Genomic DNA, 26,126 nt, shown 5'->3' with positions numbered 1-26,126 from the left:
TAGAATTAAAAAAAGGAATTGCTTTCTTATTTTAGTTCTATTTTTTATTAGTTTTGATTCTGTTGTACAAATTAAACTTTTAATTAGCGAACTCTAGATTCTATGCATTTTATAGACGTTATTTTACCAATTCCTATTCAGAAAACATTTACCTACTTTGTAACAAAAGAAGAAGCAGCGTTTTTAAAAAAAGGAATGCGAGTTGCGGTATCGTTTGGTAAAACAAAAATGTATACAGGTTTGGTATTTAATATTCATAACAACGCACCAACGTTGTATGAAGCCAAAGAAATTCATCAAATATTAGACGATACGCCTATTGTAAATGAATTACAATTGCGACATTGGCAATGGATTGCTAATTATTATATGTGTTCTTTAGGAGATGTCTATAGAGCATCTTTACCATCTGCTTTTCTATTAGAAAGTGAAACAATACTTTTTAAAAATGAAACATTTACAGATGAATCTATTTTAACAGATGATGAATTTTTAATTTTCGAAGCGCTACAACATCAATCTCAATTAACAATACATCAAGTAGTTGCTATTCTTGGTAAAAAGAAAGTAATGCCCATTGTAAATTCTTTAATAAAAAAATCTGCAATTTATGTTAAAGAAGAAATTTACGAGCAATACAAACCTAAATTAGTAAAATATGTACGATTAAATGCTGCATACAATTCAGATTTAGCTTTAAATAATTTGTTAGAAGAATTGTCTAGAGCAAAAAAACAGCGAGAAGCTGTTTTAACTTTCTTTCAATTATCAACATCTAAAAAACCTATAAAAGCAAAAGATTTGGAAGAATCTGCAAATGCTTCTTCATCAATATTAAAATCTTTGGTTGATAAAAACATCTTCGAGTTTTACCATATTCAAACAGATAGAGTTCAGTTTAAAGGAGACACAAACGATTTAAAAGTTTTAAATGAATTTCAAGAAACAGCACTTTCTGAAATTAAAGAAACCTTTAAAGAAAAAGACGTTACACTTTTGCATGGTGTTACAAGTTCTGGTAAAACTGAAGTTTATACAAAATTGATTCAAGAAGTTTTAGATCAAGGTAAACAGGTTTTATTTTTGTTACCTGAAATTGCACTAACAACTCAAATTATTACACGTTTACAATTTTATTTTGGTGAACAAATTTCTGTATTTCATTCTAAATATTCTATAAACGAAAGGGTAGAAGTTTGGAATAATGTTTTAGAAAACAAACCAAAAGCTAGAATTGTATTAGGCGCTAGATCTTCTGTGTTTTTACCTTTTTCTAATTTAGGATTAATTGTAGTAGATGAAGAACACGAAACTTCTTACAAACAATTCGAACCTTCACCAAGATACAATGCTAGAGATGCTGCTATTGTTTTAGCTAAAATACATAAAGCAAAAATATTATTAGGCTCTGCAACACCATCTTTAGAATCTTATTTTAATGCTACTGAAAAAAAGTATGGCTTTGTTTCTTTAAATAGACGTCATGGTAATGTACAGTTACCAAAAATCGAACTTATTGATGTTAAAACAAAGCATAAGAAAAAGGAAATGACAGGTCATTTTTCTGATAGAATGCTTTTATTGATTAAAGAGGCACTAAAAGAAAAAGAACAAGTTATTTTATTTCAAAATAGAAGAGGCTATTCACCAGTTGTAGAATGTAAAACTTGTGGAGTATCACCAGAATGCCCAAATTGCGATGTTACTTTAACATATCATAAATTTAAACACGAATTACGTTGCCATTACTGTAATTATCAGAGAGCAATGCCAAATAGTTGTGGTGCTTGTGGTAGCAATACTTTAGACACAAAAGGTTTTGGTACAGAACAAATAGAATTAGAGTTAAAAGAACTTTTTCCAGACTATAAAATCGGTAGAATGGATTTAGATACAACACGAGGTAAATACGGTTATCAAAAAATTATTGGAGCATTTGAAGCCAAAGAAATAGACATATTAGTTGGTACTCAAATGCTTTCTAAAGGTTTAGATTTTGAAAATGTATCTTTAGTAGGAATATTAAATGCAGATACCATGCTAAACTTTCCTGATTTTAGAGCACACGAGCGCGCATACGATATGATGGTACAAGTTTCTGGTAGAGCAGGAAGAAGTAAAAAACAAGGAAATGTAGCCATTCAAACCTATAATCCTTATCATCAAATATTACAACAAGTTTCTACTACAAGTTATTCAGAAATGTATAAAGAACAATTGCAAGAACGTTGGCAGTATAAATATCCACCATATTACAGACTTATAAAAATAACCCTAAAACATAAAGATTATACTAAAGTAGATTTGGGTGTTAACTGGCTGTTTAAAGCATTGCATACTTCTTTTGGCGAAAATGTTTTAGGACCAACTGCTCCCGCAGTTTCAAGAATTAGAAATCAATACATTAAAAATATTGTAATAAAGATTCCACCAAAACAAAACTTAACAAATACTAAAAATCAGATTACTAAAATTAGAAATACTTTTGAAGCTGTAAAAGACTTTAGACCAATCCGTTTTATTATTGATGTGGATGCTTACTAGAAAATAAAAAGTTTATAAATTCTTAAAAAATACTTTATGAAATTGAAAAAAGATTACGATTTAATCTGTGTTGGTGGTGGAATTATGAGTGCTACTTTAGCATTAATTACTAAACTTTTAGATCCTAAGAAAGAAATTTTAATTTTAGAAAGATTAGACAAAGTTGCTCAAGAAAGTTCTGCTGCTTGGAATAATGCAGGAACAGGTCATTCTGCTTTGTGTGAATTAAATTATTGTCCGGAAAATGAAGATGGATCAATTTCAATTAAAAAGGCCGTCGATATTTGTACGCAATACGAAACTTCCAAACAATTTTGGTCGTATTTAATTAAGGAAGGATACTTAAAAAACCCTGAAGACTTTATTGCATCAGTTAAACATCATAGTTGGGTTTTAGGAAAAGAAAATGCCAATTATTTAGAAAAAAGATTCAAGGCTTTTAAAGAACATTTTATGTTCAATTCTATTGAATTTACAAGAGAAAAAGTAAAAATGGAGGAATGGTTTCCTTTAATTGCTAAAAGTAGAAATAAAAATGAAATAATGGCAGCCTCTAGAATTGACAGAGGTACAGAAATGAATTACGGAGTTTTAACTGAAAAACTATTTTCGATTTTAGAAAAAGAATTTGATACACCAGTTCATTGTAATATGGAAGTATTAGATATTGACCCTGATACAGATTTAGATTGGACTGTTGAAATAAAAAATTTAAAGACAAAAAAAGTACATCAATTAGAAGCTGAACATGTTTTTATTGGAGCAGGAGGAGGAAGTTTATTATTATTACAAAAAGTAGAAATTGACGAAAAAGAAGGTTATGGTGGTTTTCCTGTAAGTGGTGAATGGTTGGTTTGTAATAATGAAGAAATCATTAAACAGCATAACGCAAAAGTTTATAGTAAAGCTGGTATCGGAGACCCGCCAATGTCTACACCACATTTAGATACACGTTATATTGATGGAAAACGTCAATTAATGTTTGGTCCTTTTGCTGGTTTTAGTCCTAAATTTTTAAAAGAAGGTTCTAATTTAGATTTATTTAAATCTATTCAGTTTGATAATATACCTTCTATGTTTGGTGCTTTTTGGCATAATTTACCATTAACTCAATATTTAATAGAGCAAGTGTTAATGAGTAAAGAGGATAGAATGGATTCTTTACGAAAGTTTGTAAAAGATGCAAAAGATGAAGATTGGGAAGTTGTAAAAGCAGGCCAAAGAGTTCAAATTATTAAAAAAGATGAATTTAAAGGTGGTAAATTACAATTTGGTACAGAAGTGATTTCTAGTAAAGATGGAAGTATTACATGTTTATTAGGCGCTTCTCCTGGAGCTTCAACGGCAACATCAATTATGTTAGAAGTTATTAAAAAAGCTTTTCCTGAATTAATAGAATCCGAAGAAAGTAAAGAAAAATTAAAAAATATTGTTCCATTTTATAATTCAGAAATTACTGAAGAATTATTTTTTAAAGAACTTAAAAATAGTAAATTATCTTTAAATCTTTAAAGGGTTTTTTACTATCAAACAAAGTCTTCATAATTTTTTTGAAGACTTTTTTTAATTTAGAGACAACCTTTTTAAAACATCTGTAGTCTATATATTTGTAAGGCAGTTAAAAACACAAAGAGAGGCTTGAAAATTATAACATTGCATAACAAACAAAAATCGTTAATTAAAAAAGCGATTGATAACAACAGAGAAGCGCAACAAAAATTGTTTGAGCAGCATTCGCCTAAAATGTTGGGAGTTTGTAGGCAATATGTAAAAGATTTGCATCATGCAGAGGATTTAATGTTACAAGGTTTTTTAAAGGTTTTTACAAACTTAGAAAAGTTTAAGCATGAAGGTAGTTTTGAAGGTTGGATTCGGAGAATAATGGTGAATACGTGCATCTCTTATCTCAGAAAAAAGAACCTGGTAGATTTATCTGATGAAGATTTTGTGTTTAACGATGCAGCCACAGAAAGTTTAGAAAACACTTCTGTAGAAGATATTCAAAAATTAATAGACAAATTACCAGACGGTTATAAAATGGTATTTAATCTATTTGCTATAGAAGGTTACAAACATTCTGAAATTGCTAAAAAATTAGATATATCAGAAAATACATCAAAATCGCAATTGTTTAAAGCACGTAAATTATTGCAAGAAAATTATTATAAAATGAATAAAACAATTCATGAAAACAAATAAGTTAGACAACAACATAAAAGAGAAGTTCGCAAATAGAACTCTTGAGCCATCGGTTTCTGCTTGGGAACGTTTGTCTATAAAATTAGATGAACAACCAAAGCAAAAAAAGAAAGGTTGGTTTTTTTATATAGGCTATGCTGCAAGTATTTTAGTAATTATTTCTATGGGATTTTTCATTTTTTCTAAAGATGAAATCATCATTAAAAACGAATCAATTATAGTAGAAGAAGTGTTAGATACTGTAAATATTATTAAAAATATTGAAAATCATTTTAATGAAGTTCCGGTAGAAAAAGCAATCGTAAAAAACGAACAGTCAATAGAAGAAAAAATAAAAAAGGGTGATAATAACATTCCTATCAAAAAAAATAATAGTACTAAAATTGTTCAGTCAACTATTAAAAATAATAAAAAGACAGAACCATCATTAGTAAATAAAACAACAAGAACAGTACCAAATGTAATTGCTAAAAATGAAGTAAACCCTGGTTCTAACTTTAATAAAGAAAAATTTAGTATTACAGTAAATGCAGATGACTTGTTAAATTCAGTAACCAATAAAAGCAGTAAAGTAGAATCGTATTACGCAAATAATAATATTAGTGAAGAAGAACTTTTAAAAGCGATTAAATCTGAGCTCATAAAATCTGATTTAAAAGTGAATCCAGAAACTATATTGGCAGAAGTAGAACGTAGTATTAATAATGATGTTTTTGAAAATAATTTCTTAAAATCTTTAAAGAAAAAAATATCTAACATTGCTACTGCGATTGCTAGTCGAAACAATTAAATAAAAAAAGACAAACCTGATAAAACAATTTATAATGAAAAAAATTACAATCATATTACTCTTAATGTTGTCGATAACAACATTTGGTCAAGAAAAAAGAACTTTTGAAAAAGAAGTAAGAAAAATCTCAAAAAAAATAGAACAAATTACAAAAAATCAAAAAGATTCTTTAAAAGCAAAAGTTCTTGTTATTGATAAAAAGTTAGAAAAAGGAGAAATTACAAAGGAGATAGCTGATAATTTAAAGAAAGAAGCAGCTAAGTATCATGCTAAACAAATTGAAGAGCAGGTTAGTAAGCAAGAACAATTATTACAGGTACTTGTTCAAGAAAAAACGAATGGAAAAATTATTAGTACAGATGATAAAGATTTTAGAGATGATGATGTAAATACTTTTAAAGTAGGTAACAAAACTTTTCGTTTTACAGTTAATAGCAAAGACGTTAATGACGAAAATGATTTAGACCGAGAAAGAAAAGAGAAGAGATGGAGAAGAGACGGAAAGAATAATAGAAGAACAACAAGTCAATTTGTATTTGCTTTAGGTGTAAATAATGTTTTAGAAGATCATAAATTTGGTTCTTTAAGCGATTCTGAATACAAGTTTTGGCAATCTCACTTTTATGAAATAGGTTTTACATGGAAAACTAGATTAACAAAAGAAGCTTCGCAAGTTTACTTTAAATATGGTCTTTCTTTTCTTTGGAATAATTTAAGGTTAGACAACAATCAATCTCACGTTAAAAACGGAGATAGAACAGATATCGAAGTATTTTCTAATAATTTAATTGAAAGTAGATTACGCCATGTTCAAATGAATATTCCTATGCATTTTGAATGGGATTTTTCTAAGAACAAAAAATACAAAGATGGTTTTGTTTATGATAGAACAAATAGAGGTTTAAGAGCAGGTTTAGGTGGTTTTGTAGGTGTTAAATTAGGTACAAGACAATACTTAGAATATGAAGATGATAGAAATGTTAAAGTGCAAGAAATTCAGTTTAACAATTATAACATGAACACAATAAACTATGGTTTAAGTGCTTTTATTGGATATAGATCTACAAGTTTATATGTAAAATATGATTTAAATCCTTTATTTAAAAATACTGAGACAAGAAATATTTCGATGGGTCTTCGTTTAGATTTAAACTAAGCAATACTAAAATTAGAATTAAAAATTAAAAAGTCAACACACTTGTGTTGGCTTTTTTTATCAATTTACTGATTAATTAATCATATATTATTAAAAATAATTAAAAAAAGCGATTAAAATATTAATATTACAAAAATTATGTAATGTTAATTTTTAGTTTAAATCATAAAAAAAATCAAACTAAATTTACTCGCTTAAAATATCTAAATTAAGCAAAATGATAGTTGGAATTCCTAAAGAAATTAAGAACAACGAAAGTAGAGTAGGTATGACACCTGCTGGTGTTTTTGAACTTACAAAAAGAAATCATTCAGTTTTTGTGCAATCTACAGCAGGAGAAGGAAGTGGTTTTTTTGATAAAGATTATCTAGAAGTTGGTGCTACAGTTCTAGAAACTATAGAAGAAGTTTACAGTAAAAGTGAAATGATTGTAAAGGTTAAAGAACCTATTCCATCAGAATATCCTTTAATTAAAGAGAACCAAATTGTCTTTACTTATTTTCATTTTGCCTCTAGCGAACCTTTAACGTTGGCTATGATTAAAAGCAAAGCTATTTGTATTGCTTATGAAACAGTAGAAGATAATGATGGTACATTACCACTTTTAACACCAATGTCTGAAGTTGCCGGAAGAATGGCAATACAACAAGGTGCTAAATATTTAGAAAAGCCAATTAAAGGACGTGGTATTTTATTAGGCGGAGTTCCGGGAGTTAAACCTGGTAAGGTTTTAATTTTAGGTGCAGGCGTTGTTGGTGTGCAAGCTGCAAAAATGGCAGCAGGTTTAGGAGCACATGTTACTATTATGGATATTAACATGAAAAGATTACGTTATGTAAATGATGTTTTACCAAATCATGTAACCACCGCTTTTTCTAGCGAATATAGCATTAGACAATTAATTAAAACTCATGATCTAATAGTTGGTGGTGTCTTAGTTAAAGGAGGAAAAGCACCTAAATTAATTACAAAAGACATGTTAAAAGAAATGAGACCAGGTACAGTTATTGTAGATGTTGCTGTAGATCAAGGCGGTTGTTTTGAAACTACAAAAGCCACAACGCATGAAGATCCTACATATATTATTGATGATGTTGTACATTATTGTGTAGCAAATATGCCAGGTGCTGTGCCATATACATCTACAATGGCATTAACAAATGTAACTTTACCATTTGTTTTAAACCTAGCCAATAAAGGTTGGGAAAAAGCTTGCGCAGAAGACAAAAACTTATCTAAAGGTTTAAATATTATTAAGGGTGAAGTCGTTTACAAAGAAATAAACGAAGCATTTAACCTTAAAATTTAAACTAAAAAAGCTTGCTAATAAACATTTTAATTTTATTACTGTTAATAATTAAAAAGTTACTATATTTGCACCCTTAAAAATAAACAATAAATATTTAATTTATGAATCATTACGAAACTGTTTTCATTTTGAATCCCGTTTTATCTGATACTCAGATAAAGGAAACAGTACAAAAGTTTAATGACTATTTGGTTTCTAGAGGTGCCGAAATGATTTCTAAAGAAGATTGGGGCTTAAAAAAATTAGCGTATCCAATCCAAAAAAAGAAAAGTGGTTTTTATCACTTATTCGAGTACAAAGTAGCTGGAGAAGAAATTGCTGCATTTGAGTTAGAATTTAGAAGAGATGATAGCGTTATGCGTTACCTTTCTGTTAAATTAGACAAACATGCTGCGGCTTGGGCTAAAGTTAGAACTGAACGTGTTAAATCTAGTAAAAAATAAGAAATGGCATCAATAGAACAACAAGCAAAAGGTGGTAAATCTGCTGACGTTAGATATTTAACGCCATTAGATATAGATACTAAAAAAGAAGCAAAATACTGTAGATTTAAAAAGAAAGGTATCAAGTATATCGATTATAAAGATGCAGATTTCTTAATGTATTTAGTAAACGAACAAGGTAAAATTTTACCAAGACGTTTAACAGGAACTTCATTAAAGTATCAACGTAAAGTTGCACAAGCAATTAAAAGAGCGCGTCATTTAGCGTTAATGCCTTACGTTGGAGATTTGTTAAAATAATAAAGAAGTAGAGACATGGAATTGATATTAAGACAAGACGTAGAAAATTTAGGATTTAAAGACGATATTGTATCTGTAAAGAACGGTTACGGTAGAAACTTTTTAATCCCTACAGGACAAGCAGTTTTAGCTACTTCATCTGCAAAGAAAGTTTTAGCAGAGAATTTAAAACAAAGAGCTTTTAAAGAAGCTAAATTAGTTGAAGATGCAAATGCAATTGCAGAAACAATTAAAGGATATGAAATTAAAATTGCATCTAAAGTTGGTTCTGGAGACAAGTTATTTGGATCTGTAAACAACATAGATTTAGCTGCAGCTATAGCAAAAGCTGGTACAGATATTGATAAGAAATTTATCAAAGTTACTGGTGGTAATGTTAAAAGATTAGGGAAATACGAAGCTGCTGTAAGATTACATAGAGCAGTTGTTGCTGATATTACTTTTGAAGTAGTAGCAGAGTAACTTAAATGTTAACACATTGTTAAAAAAAAGCATCTACTTTTTAAGTAGATGCTTTTTATTTGTTTTATTTTTGAGAGGTAAACTCAAATTATACAAAATGAAGCAAAAATTTATTTTAGTGCTTTCTTTATTTTTATTTGCTGTAATTAGCGTAAACGCTCAAGTTACTTCATCAAAAATTAAGGGAATTGTAACAGATGTTACAGGAGAACCATTATTTGGCGCATCCATATCGGTATTACACGTGCCAACAGGAACTTTAACTGGCACAACAGCTCAAGACAATGGTAGGTATACCGTATTAAACTTAAGAGTAGGTGGTCCTTACAAAATAACATTTAGTTATTTAGGATTTAAATCTCAAGAAGTTAATGACGTTTATTTACTATTAGGAAAAACTACTAACATTGATGGTAAGTTAGCAGAAGAAGGGCAATCATTAGATGAAATAGTTATTTCTTCATCAAAAAACAAAACTTTTAATAGCGATAGAACAGGTGCACAAACAAGTGTTTCTGCAATGCAATTAAAAACATTACCAACAATTTCTAGATCTACAGCAGATTTTACACGTTTAGAGCCTTCGGCTAGTGGAAATTCTTTTGGAGGTAGAAATGATCAATTTAATAACTTCTCTTTAGACGGAGCAATTTTTAACAATCCATTCGGTTTAGATGCACCAACCCCAGGAGGACAAACAGGTGCACAACCAATTTCTTTAGATGCAATAGATCAGGTTTCTGTATCTACAGCGCCTTATGATGTAACTTTATCTGGTTTTACAGGAGCTTCTGTAAATGCAGTAACAAAAAGTGGTACTAATGAATTTACAGGTACTGTGTATGGTTTTTATAGAAATGAAGATTTAACAGGTAGTAAAGTTAATGGTCAAGATATTTTTGTGCCAGAATTAACTCAGAATCAATATGGTGTTAGTATTGGTGGACCAATAGTGAAAAATAAATTATTCTTTTTTGCAAATTTTGAAAAAGATGAACGTGTTGATTTAGGCCAGAACTGGTTGCCAAACAGAGGTTCTGGTTTAATAAATGAATCTAGAGTTTTAGAACAAGATTTAATCAATGTTAAAAATGCTCTTGCTGGTATTGGTTACGATACTGGTAGTTATGAAGGTTTTACACACGACACAGAGTCTACTAAAGGAATTTTTAAATTAGATTGGAACGTAAATGAAAACAATAGAGTTGCTTTTATTTATAATTTCTTAAATGCCTCTAAAGATAAACCTGCGCATCCAACTGCAATTAATAGACGTGGACCAGATTTTAACACTTTACAGTTTCAAAACTCAGGTTATAGAATCAATAATAAATTAAATTCTTTTCAATTTGAATTGAATTCTAATTTAGCAGAAAATACTACAAATAAGTTACAATTAGGATATTCTCATTTTGAAGATTCAAGAGATCCTTTTTCTGCTCCGGCACCAGTAATCAATATTTATAAAAATGGTTCGCCATATATTATAGCTGGTCATGAACCTTTTTCTATTAACAATAGATTAGATCAAAAAGTATTTCAATTAACTAATAACATGAACTTTTTTCAAGGAGACCATACCTATACAGTTGGTTTTTCTTTTGAAAAATTTATGTTTAAAAACTCGTTTAACTTAAAAGGTTATGGTTTTGATGTATTTGGAAATGTTGATATTGATAATTTTGATGCAAATAATTATGCCAACGCATTAGCAAATGCTCAAACTACTTTTAATACTAAAAATAATTTAGGAGAAGGAGTAGATGGTGGATGGAATTTAGCTGAAATGAACTTTGGTCAATTAGCTTTTTATGTTCAAGATGAATGGGAAGTGAATAACAATTTTAAACTTACATACGGTATAAGATTCGATAAACCATTATTTTTTAACACATCAGAATTAGCTCAAAAATTTATTGATACAGAAAATTCTGAATGGTTTGTACCAGGAATTGAATATACAGATCCAGAGACAGGAAATCCTTATGTATTTGATTCTACAGAAATGCCGTCTAACCAATGGTTAATTTCGCCAAGAGTTGGTTTTAATTGGGATGCTAAAGGAGATTCTAGTTTACAAATTAGAGGAGGAACTGGTTTATTTACTGGCCGTTTACCATTTGTGTGGATCGGAAACCAGGTAAGTGGTTCTGATGTATTCTTTTATCAGGTTGTAGACCCAGATTTTAAATTTCCGCAAGTTTGGAGAACAAATATTGGTATTGATAAACGTTTAGAAAACGGAGTTGTGTTAACTACGGATATTTCTTACACGAAAGATATTAACGGGGTTCATGTACAGAACTGGGGATTAAAAACACCTTCAGGCACTTTAAGTGGTGTAGATAATAGACCTGTTTATTTAGCAGGAGATCATGCAACTTCTTTCTTAGGAAATGCAAACGCATACACGTTAACTAACTCAAACAAAGGTAGAATTTGGAATGCTTCTTTTAAAGCTCAAAAAACTTTTGATAACGGTTTATATACAACAATTGCGTATAATTATTTAAATGCAAAAGATGTAAACTCTATTGAAGCAGAAATTACAGGTGATGCATTTGCATTTAATCCAGCATTAAATAATGTAAATGACGAACAATTAAGTTATTCTAAATACGGTGATACGCATCGTATTGTTGGTGTAGCTAGTAAAAAATGGACGTACGGAAATGACAAATGGTCTACTACTTTATCTGCATTTTTCGAATATGCTCAAGGTGGAAGATTTAACTATACTTATGGTGGAGATATTAACGGAGATGGTGCAGCCGGAAACGATTTAATTTATATTCCTACAACTAATGAAGTTGCACAAATGCAATTCTCTGGAGCAGGACAAGCTACTGCTTTTGAAAACTATATTCAACAAGATGATTATTTAAACGGTAGAAGAGGAGCATATGCAGAAAGATACGGAGCATTGGCACCATGGAGAGGAAAATGGGATATCAAATTATTGCAAGATTTAAATATAAATGTTGGTAACGGTAAAACAAATACTGTTCAATTTAGTGTAGATATTTTAAACTTTGGTAATTTACTAAACTCTAAATGGGGTTTAATTCAGCAACCAAACAGTGTACAGCCAATTGGTGTTAGTTTTGATAACGCTGGTAACCCAGTTTACACTTTTGATGAAAACCAACAAACTACTTTTGGTTACTCGTCTTCATTATTATCAAGATGGCAGGCTCAAATTGGTTTGCGTTATATTTTCTAAATCAATTTAGAATTAAGATATTTGAACCGCCCAATTATGGGCGGTTTTTTTATATATAATGTTATGAAATATAGACAACTTACAAAAGAACAGTTTGAAAGTTTACATGAAGAATTTGCTCGATTTTTAGCTTCGCAAAGTATAGATGTTAAAGAATGGAATCAAATTAAAAAAGAAAAACCAAAAGTTGCAGAAGAAGAAATGAACATTTTTTCTGATATTGTATGGGATGATGTTTTAACAAAAACAAAATTTGTAGAGCACTGTTCTAAAACTTCTGTAAACCTTTTTAAATGTAATGAAAAAGAAATAAAAAGAATTGCAATAAAAATAAATTGGGATATTAATTTATTAGAGCAAGAAGGATTTGAGTGGTTAATGAAAAACCCTTTAGACAATTCTATAGATATTTTTACGGGAAATAAAGCATATAACTCTGAGAGAAATACAGAAATATTTGACCTTATTGAAAAAGGAGCAACCATATCTAAAGGAGAGATTTTTAATTATTTTGAGCAAATTATCGCATAGAAAATTTTTATTACCATTCATCTATACTTTTTTGTATCTTGTCTACAGTTAAATTTGTTTAACCTACAATATAAGTTAACAACTCTTTATTAAACTATTTTTGTTTAAAACAAGGTAAATTAATCATGGGTAAACAAATTAATATACTGTTAATAGAGGATAATTTAATCGAAATAATGAAAATGAAAAGAACCATTTCATTATTAGAATTAACTCACAATATTACAGTTGCAAAAAACGGAGAAGAGGCATTAGAAATTTTAGAAGATAAAAGTAAATTTCCTGATTTAATTTTATTAGATTTAAACATGCCAAAATTAAGTGGGATAGAATTTCTTACAATATTGAAAGGTAATGATGAAATTAAACATATTCCGACAGTAATTTTAACTACTTCAGATAATCAAAAAGATTTAGAAGAATGTTATAGTATAGGTGTTTCTGGATACATGCTAAAACCTTTAAAATATGACGATTATGTTAAAAAAATTGAAACTGTACTAAATTATTGGAGCATTAATGAATTAAAAAAATATTAGTTATGAAAGGTATTGTTTTTACTGAATTCTTAGATTTAGTTGAAGAAAAGTTTGGTATTGAAATGGTTGATAAAATTATTTCGCAATCAACATTAGAATCAGAAGGTATTTATACGTCTATTGGTACGTATAGTTTTTCTGAGATGTTACAACTACTAAAACACTTGAGTGAAAACACTAATATATCTATTGATAATTTATTATTAGTTTACGCAGAACACTTTTTTAGTGTTATAGAAAATAGTTACCCAGGTTTATTGGCAACCTATAAAGATCCCATAGAAATGATTTCTTCAATAGAAGATCATATTCATATAGAAGTTAGAAAAATTTACCCAGATGCAGAGCTCCCTACTTTTATTGTAGAAGAGAAAACTGAAGATTCTTTAGTTTTAATTTATAAATCTAGTAGAGCTATGCATCATTTTGGTCTTGGTTTAATGAATAAGACATTCGAACACTTTAATTCTACAGCAACTATTGTTTTAGAAAAAATAAAGGAAGATGGCACGGTGGTTAAATTTCTTATTAATAAAAATTAATGAGCCAAGAAAAAATTGACATATTAGAAAGAGCTCTCAAAAGAGAGAAATCTGCAAGAAAAGCTGCAGAAAAAATCCTGGAAGATAAATCTAGAGATTTATATTTTGTATCTGAAAAGTTAAAGGATACCAACACAAAATTAGAAACATTATTAGATGAAAAATCTACACAATTAGAAGGTGTTTTCGAAAATATTGTAGATGCATTTGTTGTAATGGATCTCAGTGGAAAAGTCGTTAAGTTTAATGAACCTGCAATACATCTTTTTGGTTATGACATTAATAATGAAACCTTAAACGTTAAAGATTTAGTTTATAAAGAAGATATGGAATATGCAATATCTTCTTTTTTTGATTTATTAACCAAAGGTTTTTTTAAAAATTACCAATCTAGAATTTATACAAAGTCTAAGGAAATAAAATGGGTGCAGATTAATGCTAGTATCATTTATAATAAAGAAAAACAGCCTATTGGTGCCCAAGGTATTGTAAGAGATATTACAGAAAAAAGAGCTGCAGATGAGAAGTTGTTAGAGTCTAAAAATAGACTGTCTGCTTTGGTATTAAATTTAAACAGTGGTATAATTTTAGAAGATGAAAACAGAAAAATCTCTCTAACAAATAATAAATTTTGCCAACTTTTTAAGCTAGAAGAGAGTCCAGAAGATTTATATGGTAGAAATAGTGATTGGGCTTTAGAAGAAATAAAAACACTATTTAAAAAACCCGATGAATTTGAAAGTCGAATCATTGAAATAGTTACTAACAAAACTGCTGTTTTTGGAGACCATTTAGAATTGAAAGATGGAACTGTTTTAGAAAGAAATTATATGCCAATTATAGTTTCTGGAAATCTAAATGGGTTTTTATGGACATTTAGAGATATAACTTTAGAGAAAAACTATAGTTTAAGTCTAGAAGCTCAAAAAGCAAAGTATAGCAATATTATTGCTAACATGAATCTTGGCTTAATAGAAATAAATACTAAAAATGAGATTTTGATGGTAAATCAAAGTTTTATTGAAATGTCTGGTTATTCTAAAGAAGAATTAATTGGAAAAAAAGGAAATGAATATTTTCCATTAACAGATTTAGACGCAGAAAGATTAAAGATTCAAAGAAATAAAAGACTTAAAGGAGAGTCTGATTCTTATGAATTAAAGGTTAAAACTAAATCTGGTGAAATTAGACATTGGTTAGTAAGTGGCGCGCCAAATTACAATCTTTCTGGTGAAATTGTAGGTTCTATAGGAATCAATTTAGACATTACAGAATTTAAAAAATTAGAACTTCAAAAAGAAAAAATATTAAAAGAGTTAGAAAAAAGAAATGAAGAGTTGCATGAATATGCACATATTGTTTCCCATGATTTAAAATCTCCGCTAAGAAGTATAGACGCTTTGGTTTCTTGGATTAAAGCAGATAATGAAGGGAAATTTGATGAAATGACTCTCGAAAATTTTAATCTAATTAATACTACACTAGAAACAATGGAAAAATTAATTTCTAATGTTTTAGAGTATTCTAGTGCAGGATCTAATACAACTTCTCTTGATGATGTAGATTTAAATACTACTATTTCTGATTTAAAGAGCTTTTTATATGTTCCAGAAAACATATCTATTAACGTTCTTAATACTTTACCAATTATAAAAGGAGATAAAACTAAATTTCAACAATTATTCCAAAATTTTATTAGTAATGCTATTAAATTCTGTGATAAAGAAGTTGGTTTGATTGAGATTGAATATCAAGATAAAAATACTTTTCACCAGTTTTCTATTAAAGATAATGGTATTGGTATTGAGAAGAAATATCATGAGAAAATTTTTCAAGTATTTCATTCATTAAACAAAAGAAAAGATTCTACAGGAATAGGTTTATCAATTGTAAAGAAAATAATCGATTTACATGAAGGTGACATTTGGTTAGAGAGTGAACCAAATGTGGGTACAACTTTTTTCTTCACACTAAAAAAGAACTAAAATGAAAACGGTACAATTAAAAAAAAGAAAAAATTCTGATTGGAAATACTTATCAGAAAAGATTATTTTAAAAGAACCATTAGTACTTGTTTTCGGTAATCGTTTTTTATTAGAAGATGATAATATTTACGAAGAAATTAAAGGTATTTTTAATGACGGACATATTGTTTTCGGCTCTTCTTGTGGTGATATTTCTTCTGATTCTATAGATGAGGATAGTATAACAATTACAGCAATTGAGTTTGAAAAAAGCTCTTTTGTTATAAAAACTTCAAATACATCACAAAATAGAGTTGGTAAACAATATGATAGTTTTACCGCTGGAAAAGAACTTATTAGTAAATTTAATACAAACGGTTTAAAACATGTATTTGTGGTTTCTGAAGGTAGTTTTACTAACGGAAGTCAATTTGCAACTGGTATGAACGCCGCTACAGACGATAATCTTTTAATTACAGGTGCTTTGTGTGGTGATGACGCAAGATTTCAAAAAACAATAGCTTCTTACAACGAAAATCCTAAAGTAGGTGAATTTGTAGCCATTGGTTTATACGGAGAATCTTTAGAAGTAACTTTTTCTATTAATGGTGGTTGGACACCTTTTGGACCAGAAAGAACTGTAACAAAATCTAAAGGAAATATATTATATGAGTTAGATAACTTGCCAGCATTGGATTTATATAAAAAATATTTAGGTGAAAAATCTAAAGAATTACCAAGTGCGGCATTGTTATATCCTTTAAATGTAAAATCAGAAAAAGAGAAAAATTCTATTGTTAGAACAATTTTAAATATTAATGAAGAAGACAATTCGATGATTTTAGCTGGCGATATTTTTGAAAATTCAAAAGTACAGCTAATGATGACAAATGTTGATAATATTGTGAACGCAGCAGAAAAAGCTGCCATAAATGCATCCGAATTTAGAAAAAACAAAGCAGAGTTAGCTATATTGGTAAGCTGTATTGGTAGAAAGTTAGTTTTAGACCAAAGAGTAGAAGAGGAAGTAGAAGAAGTTATAGAAGTTGTGGGAGATGGTACAACTGTTACAGGTTTATATTCTTACGGAGAAATTGCTCCCTTTGTAGGTGAGAATAGTTGCCAGTTACATAATCAAACAATGACGGTAACTTTAATAAGCGAATAATGAATTCTCTTTTAAAAAGACAAATAAGAAAATATCTACCTAAAGAATTTCAATCTAATGAAAGTTTGGATTTATTTTTAGACGCTATAAATAAATCATACAATACATCCGAAGAACAATTTGGTATGTTACAAAGAGCAACAACTATAAGTTCTGAAGAGTTGTTTGATGTTAATAGTAGATTAAAAGAAGAAACAAATTCTCAAAAAAAGGTAATTGAAAAATTAGAAGGTGTAATAGATCAATTACAATCGTATAATTTATTAGGTGATAGGCCAGAAGAAAATACAGACTCTTTAACGCTTGTAGATTTTATTGATAATCAAACAAAAGAAATTATTAAGATAAATAATCAAAGAGAAGCTCTTTTAAAAGATTTAGAATTACAAAATCAAGAGCTAAACGATTATGCACAAATGGTTTCACACGATTTAAAATCTCCATTACAAAGTATAGAAACTCTTGCAACTTGGCTGCAAGAAGATTATAAAACAGCTTTAGAACCTTACGGAATTGAAAATTTACAACTAATTAGAAATAATGTCCTTAAAATGGATAACTTAGTTAGTGGTATTTTAGAATATTCTACTATTAGAAGAATTGAAGAAGAATTTTACCTTGTAAATCTAAATGATATTGTAGATAAATTAAAAAACAATTTTTCATCAACAGAAAATATTAAAATTTCTATTAAAAACACTTTGCCTACTATTAATGGTGATAAGTTTAGATTAGAAAAATTATTTTATCATTTATTAGATAATGCTATAAAATACAATAATAAGGAAGTAAAAATAATAGAAATAGGTTTTAAGGAAGATGAAAACCACTGGAATTTCTTTATAACAGATAACGGAATAGGAATAAAAGAACGTTATTTTGAAAAGGTTTTTGAAACTTTTCAAAAATTAGACAATGAAAATAATTCTACTGGATTAGGATTACCAATTGTTAAAAAAATTATTGATATTTACAACGGAAAAATATGGATAGAATCCATAGAAAATAAAGAAACTACATTTTATTTTACAATAAAAAAATAAATATGGAAAAACCAAATTTAGATTATATAAATCAATTAGCTAGAGGAGACGAATCTATAAAAAAAGAACTAATAGATGTAATTAAGTCTGAGTTTCCTGATGAGCTAAAAGACTACCATGATAGTTTAAAAATTGGAGAATTTAAAAAAATAGAAGAAAACGTACATCGTATTAAACATAAAATTAGTATTTTGGGACTTGAGAAAAGTTACGAAACTGCTAATAAATTCGAACACAATCTTCGAGAATTAAACAATAATGGTCAAGAAGACTTCGAAAAAATACTTAAAGCAATTTCAGAATATATAGAAACTCTGTAAGTTTTATGAATTGTATTATTATTGATGATGAAAAAATGGCTAGAACCATTTTAAAAACTTTATGTAATGAAGTTAAAGAAATAAATGTTCTAGAAGATTTTCCGAGTGCTATACATGCTATTAAATATTTAAATGAAAATTCTGTTGATTTAATTTTCTTAGATATTCATATGCCAGATTTTAATGGTTTAGATTTCATTAAAAGTATTAAAAATCCGCCTAAAATAATACTTACAACTTCAGATCCTCAGTTTGCTATAGAGGCTTTTGAATATGATTTTATTGTCGATTATTTGCTAAAACCTCTAGAGTTAGAACGATTTAAAAAATCGATAGATAAAGCAAGAATAAAGGCTTTAACAACTTCAGTAATCACTTCAAATAATCAACCAGAATCTTCTAACAAAGATACTGTAAATGATTTTTATGTAAACATTGATAGAAGATTGATAAAAATAGACTTACCTAGTGTTTATTTAATTGAGGCTAAAGGAGATTATATTAAAATTAAAACAGAAAATAAAGATTATACTGTACATTCTACCTTAAAAAAGATAGAAGAGAAGCTACCCGATTCTTTATTTCTTAAAATTCATAGATCTTATATTATTAATATTAAAAAAATTATTGATATAGAAGATAACAGTGTTCTAATTAAGAAAGATGTGGTTCCTGTTAGTAGATCTAAAAGACCAGAATTAATGAAAAGGTTAGATTTACTATAATCTTTTAACTAAATTAACTTCACATTTCGTCTATAGTTAAGATGTAAATATCGAATAATTTCTGTCGAAATTCTTCTTATACTTATTTTTATGATGTAAAATTCTATGTCATGAAAAAAATAGCGCTAATTTTAATTTCTACAGCAATAACATCTTTTAGTGCACAAAATAATAAGAGTATAGTAAATATTACATCTAAAGAAGCACAATTACTTTCACAAACAATTTCGTTAGTAGATTTTTTGCCAAAAACAGGTGCTCTTAAAACAGAAACCGTAAAAGTTTCTAATCTTAAAGATACATTAATAATCAAAAATGCAAGTGAAATATTTGCAGCAGAATACTATCAAAATAACAAGAAAGTTTCTGCAGTTTTAGCAACAAAAACAGAAGGAAGTATATACGATCATTCGAAAGTTATTATTGATAGATTAAATAATACAACTTTAGAAAATATTAGATTTATAGAAATTGGAAATCATAAAATTATTAGTTCTAAAATAAAGAGAGCTAACGGTGAACTTAAATATAATTTGAGTTTTTCTATAAAAGAAAATACTCTTGAAAACGAATTATTTAGTTTTTGGAGTATAGACCAATACCCGAAAGGTAATTATCAAAATTTTCAAATATGGGGAAATTCTTATTTACAAGTAGTATCTATTGCCAATTTTATAATAGATAAACACACTATGTTAAAAGGGTTGAAATGTGTAAAAAAAGAAAATACATTACCTAATGTATTTGTTAAATCTGGTTCTTATGAAAACGGATTATTAAAATTAAATATTATAAACAAGACCAAAGAATCATCTGTAATTTTTGATGGTAATCTTGCTGCAACAGAAGTTTCTAAGCATAAAAACATGTCTTACAAATTTGCTTTATCTGGTAATTATAATGAAGTAATATATATAGAAACAGGTGCTATATTTGATATTGGTTTTTCTTTAAAAACTAATAATTCTATACAAAAAGATGTTTTATACTTAGCTGACGGACCTTGGGGTTTGGATTATTTAAATGAATATGCAACTATTAATAGCTTCAAAATTAATGCTGTAGAAAAAGGAAATTCTGATGAAGCTTATGAAGTTGAAAGAAATACATCAGCCATCGGAGAAGTTAAAGGAAATGTAAATCTATTTAGGCATCTTTTACCCGGAAATAAAACTCTAGACGCAAAAAATTATAATATTTTAAATTTCAAATCAAAAAATAATAAACCTATAGAACTTGTAATAATGCAGGCAGATGAAAGGTCTTGGGAAAACAGGTTACGTTATACAATACCAGCAACATCAGAATTAAGAACTTTTAATATACCATTTTATAAATTTAAAGACGCTTATGGTAATTCTGCTGAAATATCTAATATTAAAACCATTGTATTTTCTATAATAGGAGATTACACAAACTTTGTGCCTTTTAATTTAGAAGTCAATAACTTGTCTTTTACTTCAGAAACAGTTTTAAATACAAAAAATTATGTTTCTAATTTAGATGTTAAAATATATAATTACCCAAATCCGTTTTCTAGTAGTACAACCATAAAATTAGCTTCTAGCTCTTCTTTTATAAATTTACAAGTTTATGATTCTTTAGGTAGAGTAGTAGATGCTAAAAAAATAGATACAGATTATACACATTTAAAAGCAACATATAGAGCGCCAAATTTAAGAAATGGTGTTTATAAATATTTATTAAAGGATGAAAAAGGTAAAACCTTTTCTGGTAATTTTTTAATAAATTGAAATTAAAAGCACATCGTGGGGAAATAGTAAAGGTAAAAGTTAATTCTTTTGCCTTTACTTTTTATAAATCGGTTTTTTTAGAAAAATCCATTTAAATCTTAAGCCAAATTCTGTATAAGTAAAACCTGTTGAACCTGCTGTTGCTACAGCAGAAGCAATATTACTTTGTAAACCATAGATATTTATCAAAGCACGGTCAGAAAACTTGTATCCTAATTTCGTGTCGATTCTATAGGTACTTAAACTATCATCATCTTCAATATATTGCAAACCAGTTGCTGCTGTTAAACCATAAAACCATTCTTTCTTCTTAGCTGCAGTTTCATCTTTTATCAAGTTTATAAATAATTCTACAGCATTAAATTTACTTGGACTAAAATAGTTGCCTCTTTTTTCTTTGAAAGAAATATTTTGATAATTAACACCAGCTTTTACAGAAGGTTTTGAAAAAATATTATAATACAAAGATGTAAATAACAAATTTCTCGAATTTTCGTCGCTTTGCCAAGTGTAATAATATTGAGTAAACCAACCTAAGTTAAAATTGGTGTTTAAACTATAATTTACAATAATATTATTCTGTACAATTTGATCATTTAATAAAGCTGCATTAAAATTCTGAATGTCTCTTTTATAACCTACCTCTAAATTTTGTAGTTTAAAAGGTTTTATATTTAAAGAAATATCAGTTAGTAATTGCGTGTAACTTTCTTGTTCTGATTCTGATTTTGTAGCACCAAAATTAGCTTTTAAAGTTAAGTTATTTAAAATTTGATAAGAAGCTCCAAATAATAAATTATTAGTAGTTGCTTCTATAGCTGTTATTTTATTTTTTGTTGTTCTGTAATTATAGTTTGCTAATAACTTAAATTTAGTAGAAAAAGGGATTTCAGTTTTAAAATCAAATGCATTCGCATTATTATTTCCATTATCGTAAGAGTAGGAATATTTAGTTTCTAAATGTGGTGTAAAACTCAAATCTAATTGCTTTATAAAGTTTTTAGCATCTTTTTGATTGTCATAAAAACTTAGCGTATTTTCTGCACTTTTATATGCTTTTTTATAGTAGCCAGAAGCTTTTAAGGCATTAGCCTTACCTAGATTTCCATCAAAAGAAGCGCTATCTTTTTGTAAAATTGAATTATAATCGGCTATACTTTTCTTAAAATCACTTTTGTAAATATTTAAAGTTGCTCTAAGTGATAAAATCCAATTCTCTGGAGTAGGATTGTTTTCTAATAATTTTTGAATTTCATTTTCTGCAGCAGCATATTTTTTATTCCAAATTAATGCCTGAATATATCTTTCTATTGTTTGATTTTTTAATGTTTTTGATGTATTATCTTTGATACTTTTTAACGATTTCTGACTAATTTTTAACGCAGTTTTATCATCTTCTGCTAAATGATATGATAATGCAATACCATTTAAAGAAGTTAATTCATCTGCCGGATTTTCTCCAATAATTTTATAAGTTTCTTTAGCTTTATCAGTTTGGTTAGAAATCAAATATAAGTTCGCAAGATTTAACAAAGTTTCTTTGTCATTTTTAAAAGCAATTAGGTTTTCTTTTAATAAAGCTTCTGCTTTTTTATATTCTTGTGTTTTTACTTTAGAACTAGATAAACCTAATCTCATATATTTTTTTGAAACCAACGCATTATTATTACCCGGAGAAACAGTTAAAGCTTTATCAACATTAATTAATGCGTTCTCATATTCTTTTAAGTTAGATAACGTGTTTGCATAGCCCAATAAAGCAGCAAAACTCTTATCGTTTTCTTGTAATAATTTTTGATAATACACCTTTGCATCGTTGTAATTTTTGCTCCATAATAAAGATTCTGCATAATTTAATTTAACTTCAAAATCTGTAGGATAATTTTTTAATAAATCAGTAAAAATACTAACTGCTTTAGCTGAATTTCCATTTAAACCAACAGCGCGTCCATAACACAATCTTGCTGTTTTATTTGTTGGGTAATCTTTTAAAACTTCTTTAAAAAACACTTCTGCTTCTTTATATTTCCCGGTTTCTAAATAGGTGAAACCTTCTTTCATATTTTGGCCAAAGCTACCAAAGCTAAAAAATAATAGACAAAAAAGCGTAGTAAAAATGTATTTCATATTAATCTTATTTCATTTGTAATTTAAAGAATAAGAATATTCTTTTTAACGGTATAAAGTTGTAATTCAACGATTAAATCTACTCAATTTAATAGAACTAAAGGATATTTACATCATTATTAACATAAAAATAAAGATTATGCCATTAGAAATTTCAAAAAAAGACAATAAATTTTATTTAAACGGAAAAATTAATTCTGAAACTGTTCCTTTTTTGATTTCGTATTTTAATGCTGTAACTTCTAGCGAAGTTGTTATTAATATTAATGATATTAAAGAAATTGATAAAGTAGGTTTAACTACAATTTATAACTTTATAGATAAGTCTCATATAAACAATATGTTATTTTCGGTTGAAGGTTATGGTTGTAAAGAAATTTATGACTATTTTCAGGAAATGAAAATCGCTTAAAAGAAAACCAAACTATGCAAGCATTAATTCGATTTGTAAAAAAAGGTATAAAACCAGAACAGATATTTATGTTAAGTGTTTTACTGGTAAACGGTGGCAATTACTTATACAATTTGGTGTTAGGTAGGGTTTTAGGACCAGAAAAATTTGCAGATGCAGCAATCTTAATTACCTTTCTTCTTGTATTGTCTTTTGTTGCCATGACCTTTCAATTAGTAACAGCAAAGTTTTCGGTATTATTTAAAGATTCAGTTTTTAGTGGTTTTATCTCTAAAATTTATAAAAATGCACTATTTACAGGTGTTTTTCTAGCAATTTTAATAGTTGTATTATCTATACAATTACAAGGTTTTTTTAGAACTACATCTTCTACAATGTTTGTTATTTTTGGTATCGGCGTTCCGTTTTATTTTTTGATGAGTGTAAATAGAGGTGTTTTTCAAGGAAAACAAGAATTAAAATCTTTGTCTATTACATATCAATCTGAAATGATAAGTAGACTGTTATTAACATTTACGTTATTGTATTTGTTAGATATTGATTCTTCTCTAATAATTGCTATTGGTATATTTTTCTCTTTCATTTTCGGACTTTTACCTTTTAGAACAAGTAATTTTTCTTTATCTAAAAAGTTTGTTTTAGATACTGCCAATAAAAAATTAGTTAAAAACTTTTTTATCATAACTGCATTTTATGAGCTTACGCAGATTATTATAAATAATAGTGACATATTATTAGTAAAACATTATTTTGAGTCTTATGAAGCTGGTTTATACGCTTCTTTGGCTTTAATTGGTAGAGTAGTATACTTTATTGCGTGGATGTTTGTAATGTTGCTTTTACCAACTGTTGTACAATTAAAGAAAGAAGGTAAAGATACTTTGCCAATTCTTTTAAAATACGTTGTATACATTGCTGTAATCGCTTCAACAATTGTTGTAAGTTGCTTTTTCTTTCCCGAAGAAATTATAAAAATATTATTTGGTAGCGAATATCTTTCAATTTCGAATCTATTATGGAAATATGCATCTGCCACAGGTATTTTTGCAATTTCTAACATCTTTGCATATTATTATTTATCTTTAGACAAGTATGTTCCGGTAGTGTTGTCTGGTATTTTCGGAATGTTACAAATTGTTTTAGTTATACTTTTTCATGAATCTTTAGAGCAAGTTGTGCATGTTCAAATCATAGCAATGGTCTTATTACTATTTGTTCAATTAAGCTTTTTCTTTTTTAAAGATTCGGTTAAGTCTAACAAAAACAAAGAAATAACAAAATAATAATATCTAAGTTAATTTTACAATTATCTACAGATAACTGTATTTCAACGTAGTTATTAAAAAATTACAAGAAAAAGAAAGAAATTTGTACTATTAAAAAGAAAGAATATGAAATTAGCAATTGTAACCGCTTATCCGCCAAGTAAAGTAACTTTAAACGAGTATGCATATCATTTAGTTAAAAGTTTTAGACTTAAAGAAGAAATTACAGAATTAATTCTTTTAACAGATGTTACTCATGATGAAAAGGATTTAGATTTTGATGAAGAAGGTTGTAAAATAACAGTAAAAGAATGTTGGAAATTTAATAGTTATACTAATGTAATAAATGTAACAAAAGCAATTAACCAAACAAAACCAGATGCTATTTTATATAATTTACAATTTATGAAGTTTGGTGATAAAAAAGTTGCAGCTGCGCTTGGGTTAACTTTACCTTGGGTTTGTAAAATAAAAAAAATACCAACTATTGTTCTACTTCATAATATTCTAGAGCAAGTAGATTTAGAAAGTGCAGGATTCACTTCAAATAAAATTGCGCAAAAAGTTTATAATTTTATTGGAACTTCTTTAACAAAATTAATCTTAAAAGCAGATTTAGTAGCTGTAACTATGGATAAATATGTAGTTACTCTTAAAAATAAATACAAGAAAGATTCTGTTAAAATGATTCCTCATGGAACTTTTGAAATTCCAGAAAACCCTTCACAAGAATTACCCGAAGGACCAATGAAAATAATGACTTTTGGTAAGTTTGGAACTTATAAAAAAGTAGAATCTATGATTGAGGCAGTAGAAATTGTAAGAAGTCAAACAGGTTTAGATTTAGAAATTGTTATTGCAGGAACAGACAACCCTAACGTACCAGGTTACTTAGATAGCGTAAAAAAGAAATATCAAAATGTGCCACAACTTACTTTTACAGGCTATGTAGAAGAAGTAGAAGTAGCTCCTTTATTTTTAGAAAGTGCAGTAGTTGTTTTTCCGTATACATCTACAACGGGTAGCTCTGGTGTTTTACACCAAGCCGGAAGTTACGGTAGAGCAGTGGTAATGCCTAATTTAGGTGATTTAGCAACCCTAATTATAGATGAAGGTTACAGAGGCGAGTTTTTTGAACCAGATAGTGTACCAAGTTTAGTAAAAGCTATCAAAGCAATTGTTACTAACGATGAGCATAGAAAAGAATTAGGTGAAACAAATTATGAAGCAGCAACCGCTTTTCCGATGGAAAGAATTACGGATATTTATTTAGAAGAATTTAAAAAAATTATTGATGCAAAAAAATAGTT

At 28.0% G+C, this 26,126-nt stretch carries 23 protein-coding genes; 22 read left to right on the top strand and 1 reads right to left on the bottom strand.

Annotation, left to right across the window (positions count from 1 at the left end; translation table 11 throughout):
• The first annotated feature begins 102 nt into the window (after positions 1-102).
• From priA to ACYPV9_RS05180, 19 genes are all read left to right on the top strand, one after another.
• Entirely contained in the window at positions 103-2,544 is a 2,442-nt protein-coding gene (priA, locus tag ACYPV9_RS05270; protein WP_459742113.1) for a replication restart helicase PriA, read from the top strand.
• 36 nt (positions 2,545-2,580) lie between these two features.
• Positions 2,581-4,056, top strand: a complete 1,476-nt coding sequence (mqo, locus tag ACYPV9_RS05265; RefSeq protein WP_459742111.1) for a malate dehydrogenase (quinone) — start codon at positions 2,581-2,583, stop codon at positions 4,054-4,056.
• Positions 4,057-4,182: 126 nt separating this feature from the next.
• Complete coding sequence (locus ACYPV9_RS05260; RefSeq protein ID WP_459742109.1) at positions 4,183-4,743, top strand: RNA polymerase sigma factor; 561 nt, start codon at positions 4,183-4,185, stop codon at positions 4,741-4,743.
• Positions 4,730-5,533, top strand: coding sequence for a hypothetical protein (locus ACYPV9_RS05255; protein WP_459742107.1), 804 nt, complete (start codon positions 4,730-4,732; stop codon positions 5,531-5,533). The genes ACYPV9_RS05260 and ACYPV9_RS05255 overlap by 14 nt, the downstream gene beginning before the upstream one ends.
• Before the next feature lie 34 nt (positions 5,534-5,567).
• Positions 5,568-6,689 (top strand): hypothetical protein, encoded by a 1,122-nt coding sequence (locus ACYPV9_RS05250; RefSeq protein WP_459742106.1) that lies wholly within the window; start codon positions 5,568-5,570, stop codon positions 6,687-6,689.
• A 217-nt stretch (positions 6,690-6,906) separates the two neighbouring features.
• Positions 6,907-7,998 (top strand): alanine dehydrogenase, encoded by a 1,092-nt coding sequence (gene ald, locus ACYPV9_RS05245; protein ID WP_459742104.1) that lies wholly within the window; start codon positions 6,907-6,909, stop codon positions 7,996-7,998.
• Between the two features lie 101 nt (positions 7,999-8,099).
• Complete coding sequence (rpsF, locus tag ACYPV9_RS05240) at positions 8,100-8,441, top strand: 30S ribosomal protein S6 (protein WP_077809346.1); 342 nt, start codon at positions 8,100-8,102, stop codon at positions 8,439-8,441.
• 3 nt (positions 8,442-8,444) lie between these two features.
• On the top strand, positions 8,445-8,741 hold the full coding sequence (gene rpsR / locus ACYPV9_RS05235) for a 30S ribosomal protein S18 (RefSeq protein WP_077809345.1): 297 nt from the start codon (positions 8,445-8,447) through the stop codon (positions 8,739-8,741).
• A gap of 15 nt (positions 8,742-8,756) precedes the next feature.
• On the top strand, positions 8,757-9,203 hold the full coding sequence (rplI, locus tag ACYPV9_RS05230; RefSeq protein ID WP_299060274.1) for a 50S ribosomal protein L9: 447 nt from the start codon (positions 8,757-8,759) through the stop codon (positions 9,201-9,203).
• A gap of 97 nt (positions 9,204-9,300) precedes the next feature.
• Positions 9,301-12,426, top strand: coding sequence for a TonB-dependent receptor (locus tag ACYPV9_RS05225; RefSeq protein ID WP_459742101.1), 3,126 nt, complete (start codon positions 9,301-9,303; stop codon positions 12,424-12,426).
• A gap of 63 nt (positions 12,427-12,489) precedes the next feature.
• On the top strand, positions 12,490-12,957 hold the full coding sequence (locus ACYPV9_RS05220) for a DUF6495 family protein (protein WP_459742099.1): 468 nt from the start codon (positions 12,490-12,492) through the stop codon (positions 12,955-12,957).
• 125 nt (positions 12,958-13,082) lie between these two features.
• Complete coding sequence (locus ACYPV9_RS05215; RefSeq protein ID WP_077809342.1) at positions 13,083-13,496, top strand: response regulator; 414 nt, start codon at positions 13,083-13,085, stop codon at positions 13,494-13,496.
• A gap of 2 nt (positions 13,497-13,498) precedes the next feature.
• The gene (locus ACYPV9_RS05210) at positions 13,499-14,038 is read left to right on the top strand and encodes a heme NO-binding domain-containing protein (RefSeq protein WP_299060283.1); all 540 of its coding nucleotides are present in this window, start codon (positions 13,499-13,501) and stop codon (positions 14,036-14,038) included.
• Entirely contained in the window at positions 14,038-16,023 is a 1,986-nt protein-coding gene (locus ACYPV9_RS05205) for a PAS domain-containing sensor histidine kinase (protein WP_459742097.1), read from the top strand. The genes ACYPV9_RS05210 and ACYPV9_RS05205 overlap by 1 nt, the downstream gene beginning before the upstream one ends.
• Before the next feature lies 1 nt (position 16,024).
• On the top strand, positions 16,025-17,170 hold the full coding sequence (locus ACYPV9_RS05200) for an FIST signal transduction protein (RefSeq protein ID WP_299060286.1): 1,146 nt from the start codon (positions 16,025-16,027) through the stop codon (positions 17,168-17,170).
• Entirely contained in the window at positions 17,170-18,213 is a 1,044-nt protein-coding gene (locus ACYPV9_RS05195) for a sensor histidine kinase (RefSeq protein WP_459742094.1), read from the top strand. Before ACYPV9_RS05200 ends, ACYPV9_RS05195 begins: the two co-directional genes overlap by 1 nt.
• Before the next feature lie 2 nt (positions 18,214-18,215).
• Positions 18,216-18,533: an Hpt domain-containing protein gene (locus ACYPV9_RS05190; protein WP_299060291.1), complete on the top strand. Its 318-nt coding sequence runs from the start codon at positions 18,216-18,218 to the stop codon at positions 18,531-18,533.
• Between the two features lie 5 nt (positions 18,534-18,538).
• A complete protein-coding gene (locus tag ACYPV9_RS05185; protein WP_459742091.1) occupies positions 18,539-19,258 on the top strand; it encodes a LytR/AlgR family response regulator transcription factor in 720 nt (239 codons plus the stop codon).
• 110 nt (positions 19,259-19,368) lie between these two features.
• Entirely contained in the window at positions 19,369-21,012 is a 1,644-nt protein-coding gene (locus ACYPV9_RS05180; protein ID WP_459742089.1) for a T9SS type A sorting domain-containing protein, read from the top strand.
• Positions 21,013-21,066: 54 nt separating this feature from the next.
• Here ACYPV9_RS05180 and ACYPV9_RS05175 read toward each other — a convergent pair whose 3' ends face one another.
• Positions 21,067-23,073, bottom strand: a complete 2,007-nt coding sequence (locus ACYPV9_RS05175; protein ID WP_459742087.1) for a tetratricopeptide repeat protein — start codon at positions 23,071-23,073, stop codon at positions 21,067-21,069.
• A gap of 205 nt (positions 23,074-23,278) precedes the next feature.
• Between ACYPV9_RS05175 and ACYPV9_RS05170 the strand changes: the two genes are divergently transcribed.
• The 3 genes from ACYPV9_RS05170 (at position 23,279) to ACYPV9_RS05160 (ending at position 26,124) form a co-directional block, all read left to right on the top strand.
• Entirely contained in the window at positions 23,279-23,551 is a 273-nt protein-coding gene (locus ACYPV9_RS05170) for a hypothetical protein (RefSeq protein WP_299060300.1), read from the top strand.
• A gap of 14 nt (positions 23,552-23,565) precedes the next feature.
• Positions 23,566-24,834 carry an oligosaccharide flippase family protein gene (locus tag ACYPV9_RS05165; RefSeq protein ID WP_459742085.1) on the top strand — a complete coding sequence of 423 codons (1,269 nt, stop codon included), beginning with the start codon at positions 23,566-23,568 and terminating at the stop codon, positions 24,832-24,834.
• Positions 24,835-24,942: 108 nt separating this feature from the next.
• Positions 24,943-26,124, top strand: coding sequence for a glycosyltransferase (locus tag ACYPV9_RS05160; RefSeq protein ID WP_459742083.1), 1,182 nt, complete (start codon positions 24,943-24,945; stop codon positions 26,122-26,124).
• The last annotated feature ends 2 nt before the right edge of the window (positions 26,125-26,126 follow it).

The sequence above is a fragment of the Polaribacter sp. OB-PA-B3 genome (assembly GCF_054589375.1).
Note: the sequence above shows the minus strand (reverse complement) of the source record. Positions and strands in the feature narration are given on the sequence as shown.

Coding starts and splice junctions, on each gene's coding strand:
- priA (WP_459742113.1), top strand. CDS start 103: ATGCATTTTATAGACGTTATTTTACCAATTCCTATTCAGAAAACATTT.
- mqo (WP_459742111.1), top strand. CDS start 2,581: ATGAAATTGAAAAAAGATTACGATTTAATCTGTGTTGGTGGTGGAATT.
- ACYPV9_RS05255 (WP_459742107.1), top strand. CDS start 4,730: ATGAAAACAAATAAGTTAGACAACAACATAAAAGAGAAGTTCGCAAAT.
- ACYPV9_RS05250 (WP_459742106.1), top strand. CDS start 5,568: ATGAAAAAAATTACAATCATATTACTCTTAATGTTGTCGATAACAACA.
- ald (WP_459742104.1), top strand. CDS start 6,907: ATGATAGTTGGAATTCCTAAAGAAATTAAGAACAACGAAAGTAGAGTA.
- rpsF (WP_077809346.1), top strand. CDS start 8,100: ATGAATCATTACGAAACTGTTTTCATTTTGAATCCCGTTTTATCTGAT.
- rpsR (WP_077809345.1), top strand. CDS start 8,445: ATGGCATCAATAGAACAACAAGCAAAAGGTGGTAAATCTGCTGACGTT.
- rplI (WP_299060274.1), top strand. CDS start 8,757: ATGGAATTGATATTAAGACAAGACGTAGAAAATTTAGGATTTAAAGAC.
- ACYPV9_RS05225 (WP_459742101.1), top strand. CDS start 9,301: ATGAAGCAAAAATTTATTTTAGTGCTTTCTTTATTTTTATTTGCTGTA.
- ACYPV9_RS05220 (WP_459742099.1), top strand. CDS start 12,490: ATGAAATATAGACAACTTACAAAAGAACAGTTTGAAAGTTTACATGAA.
- ACYPV9_RS05215 (WP_077809342.1), top strand. CDS start 13,083: ATGGGTAAACAAATTAATATACTGTTAATAGAGGATAATTTAATCGAA.
- ACYPV9_RS05210 (WP_299060283.1), top strand. CDS start 13,499: ATGAAAGGTATTGTTTTTACTGAATTCTTAGATTTAGTTGAAGAAAAG.
- ACYPV9_RS05205 (WP_459742097.1), top strand. CDS start 14,038: ATGAGCCAAGAAAAAATTGACATATTAGAAAGAGCTCTCAAAAGAGAG.
- ACYPV9_RS05200 (WP_299060286.1), top strand. CDS start 16,025: ATGAAAACGGTACAATTAAAAAAAAGAAAAAATTCTGATTGGAAATAC.
- ACYPV9_RS05195 (WP_459742094.1), top strand. CDS start 17,170: ATGAATTCTCTTTTAAAAAGACAAATAAGAAAATATCTACCTAAAGAA.
- ACYPV9_RS05190 (WP_299060291.1), top strand. CDS start 18,216: ATGGAAAAACCAAATTTAGATTATATAAATCAATTAGCTAGAGGAGAC.
- ACYPV9_RS05185 (WP_459742091.1), top strand. CDS start 18,539: ATGAATTGTATTATTATTGATGATGAAAAAATGGCTAGAACCATTTTA.
- ACYPV9_RS05180 (WP_459742089.1), top strand. CDS start 19,369: ATGAAAAAAATAGCGCTAATTTTAATTTCTACAGCAATAACATCTTTT.
- ACYPV9_RS05175 (WP_459742087.1), bottom strand. CDS start 23,073: ATGAAAGAAGGTTTCACCTATTTAGAAACCGGGAAATATAAAGAAGCA.
- ACYPV9_RS05170 (WP_299060300.1), top strand. CDS start 23,279: ATGCCATTAGAAATTTCAAAAAAAGACAATAAATTTTATTTAAACGGA.
- ACYPV9_RS05165 (WP_459742085.1), top strand. CDS start 23,566: ATGCAAGCATTAATTCGATTTGTAAAAAAAGGTATAAAACCAGAACAG.
- ACYPV9_RS05160 (WP_459742083.1), top strand. CDS start 24,943: ATGAAATTAGCAATTGTAACCGCTTATCCGCCAAGTAAAGTAACTTTA.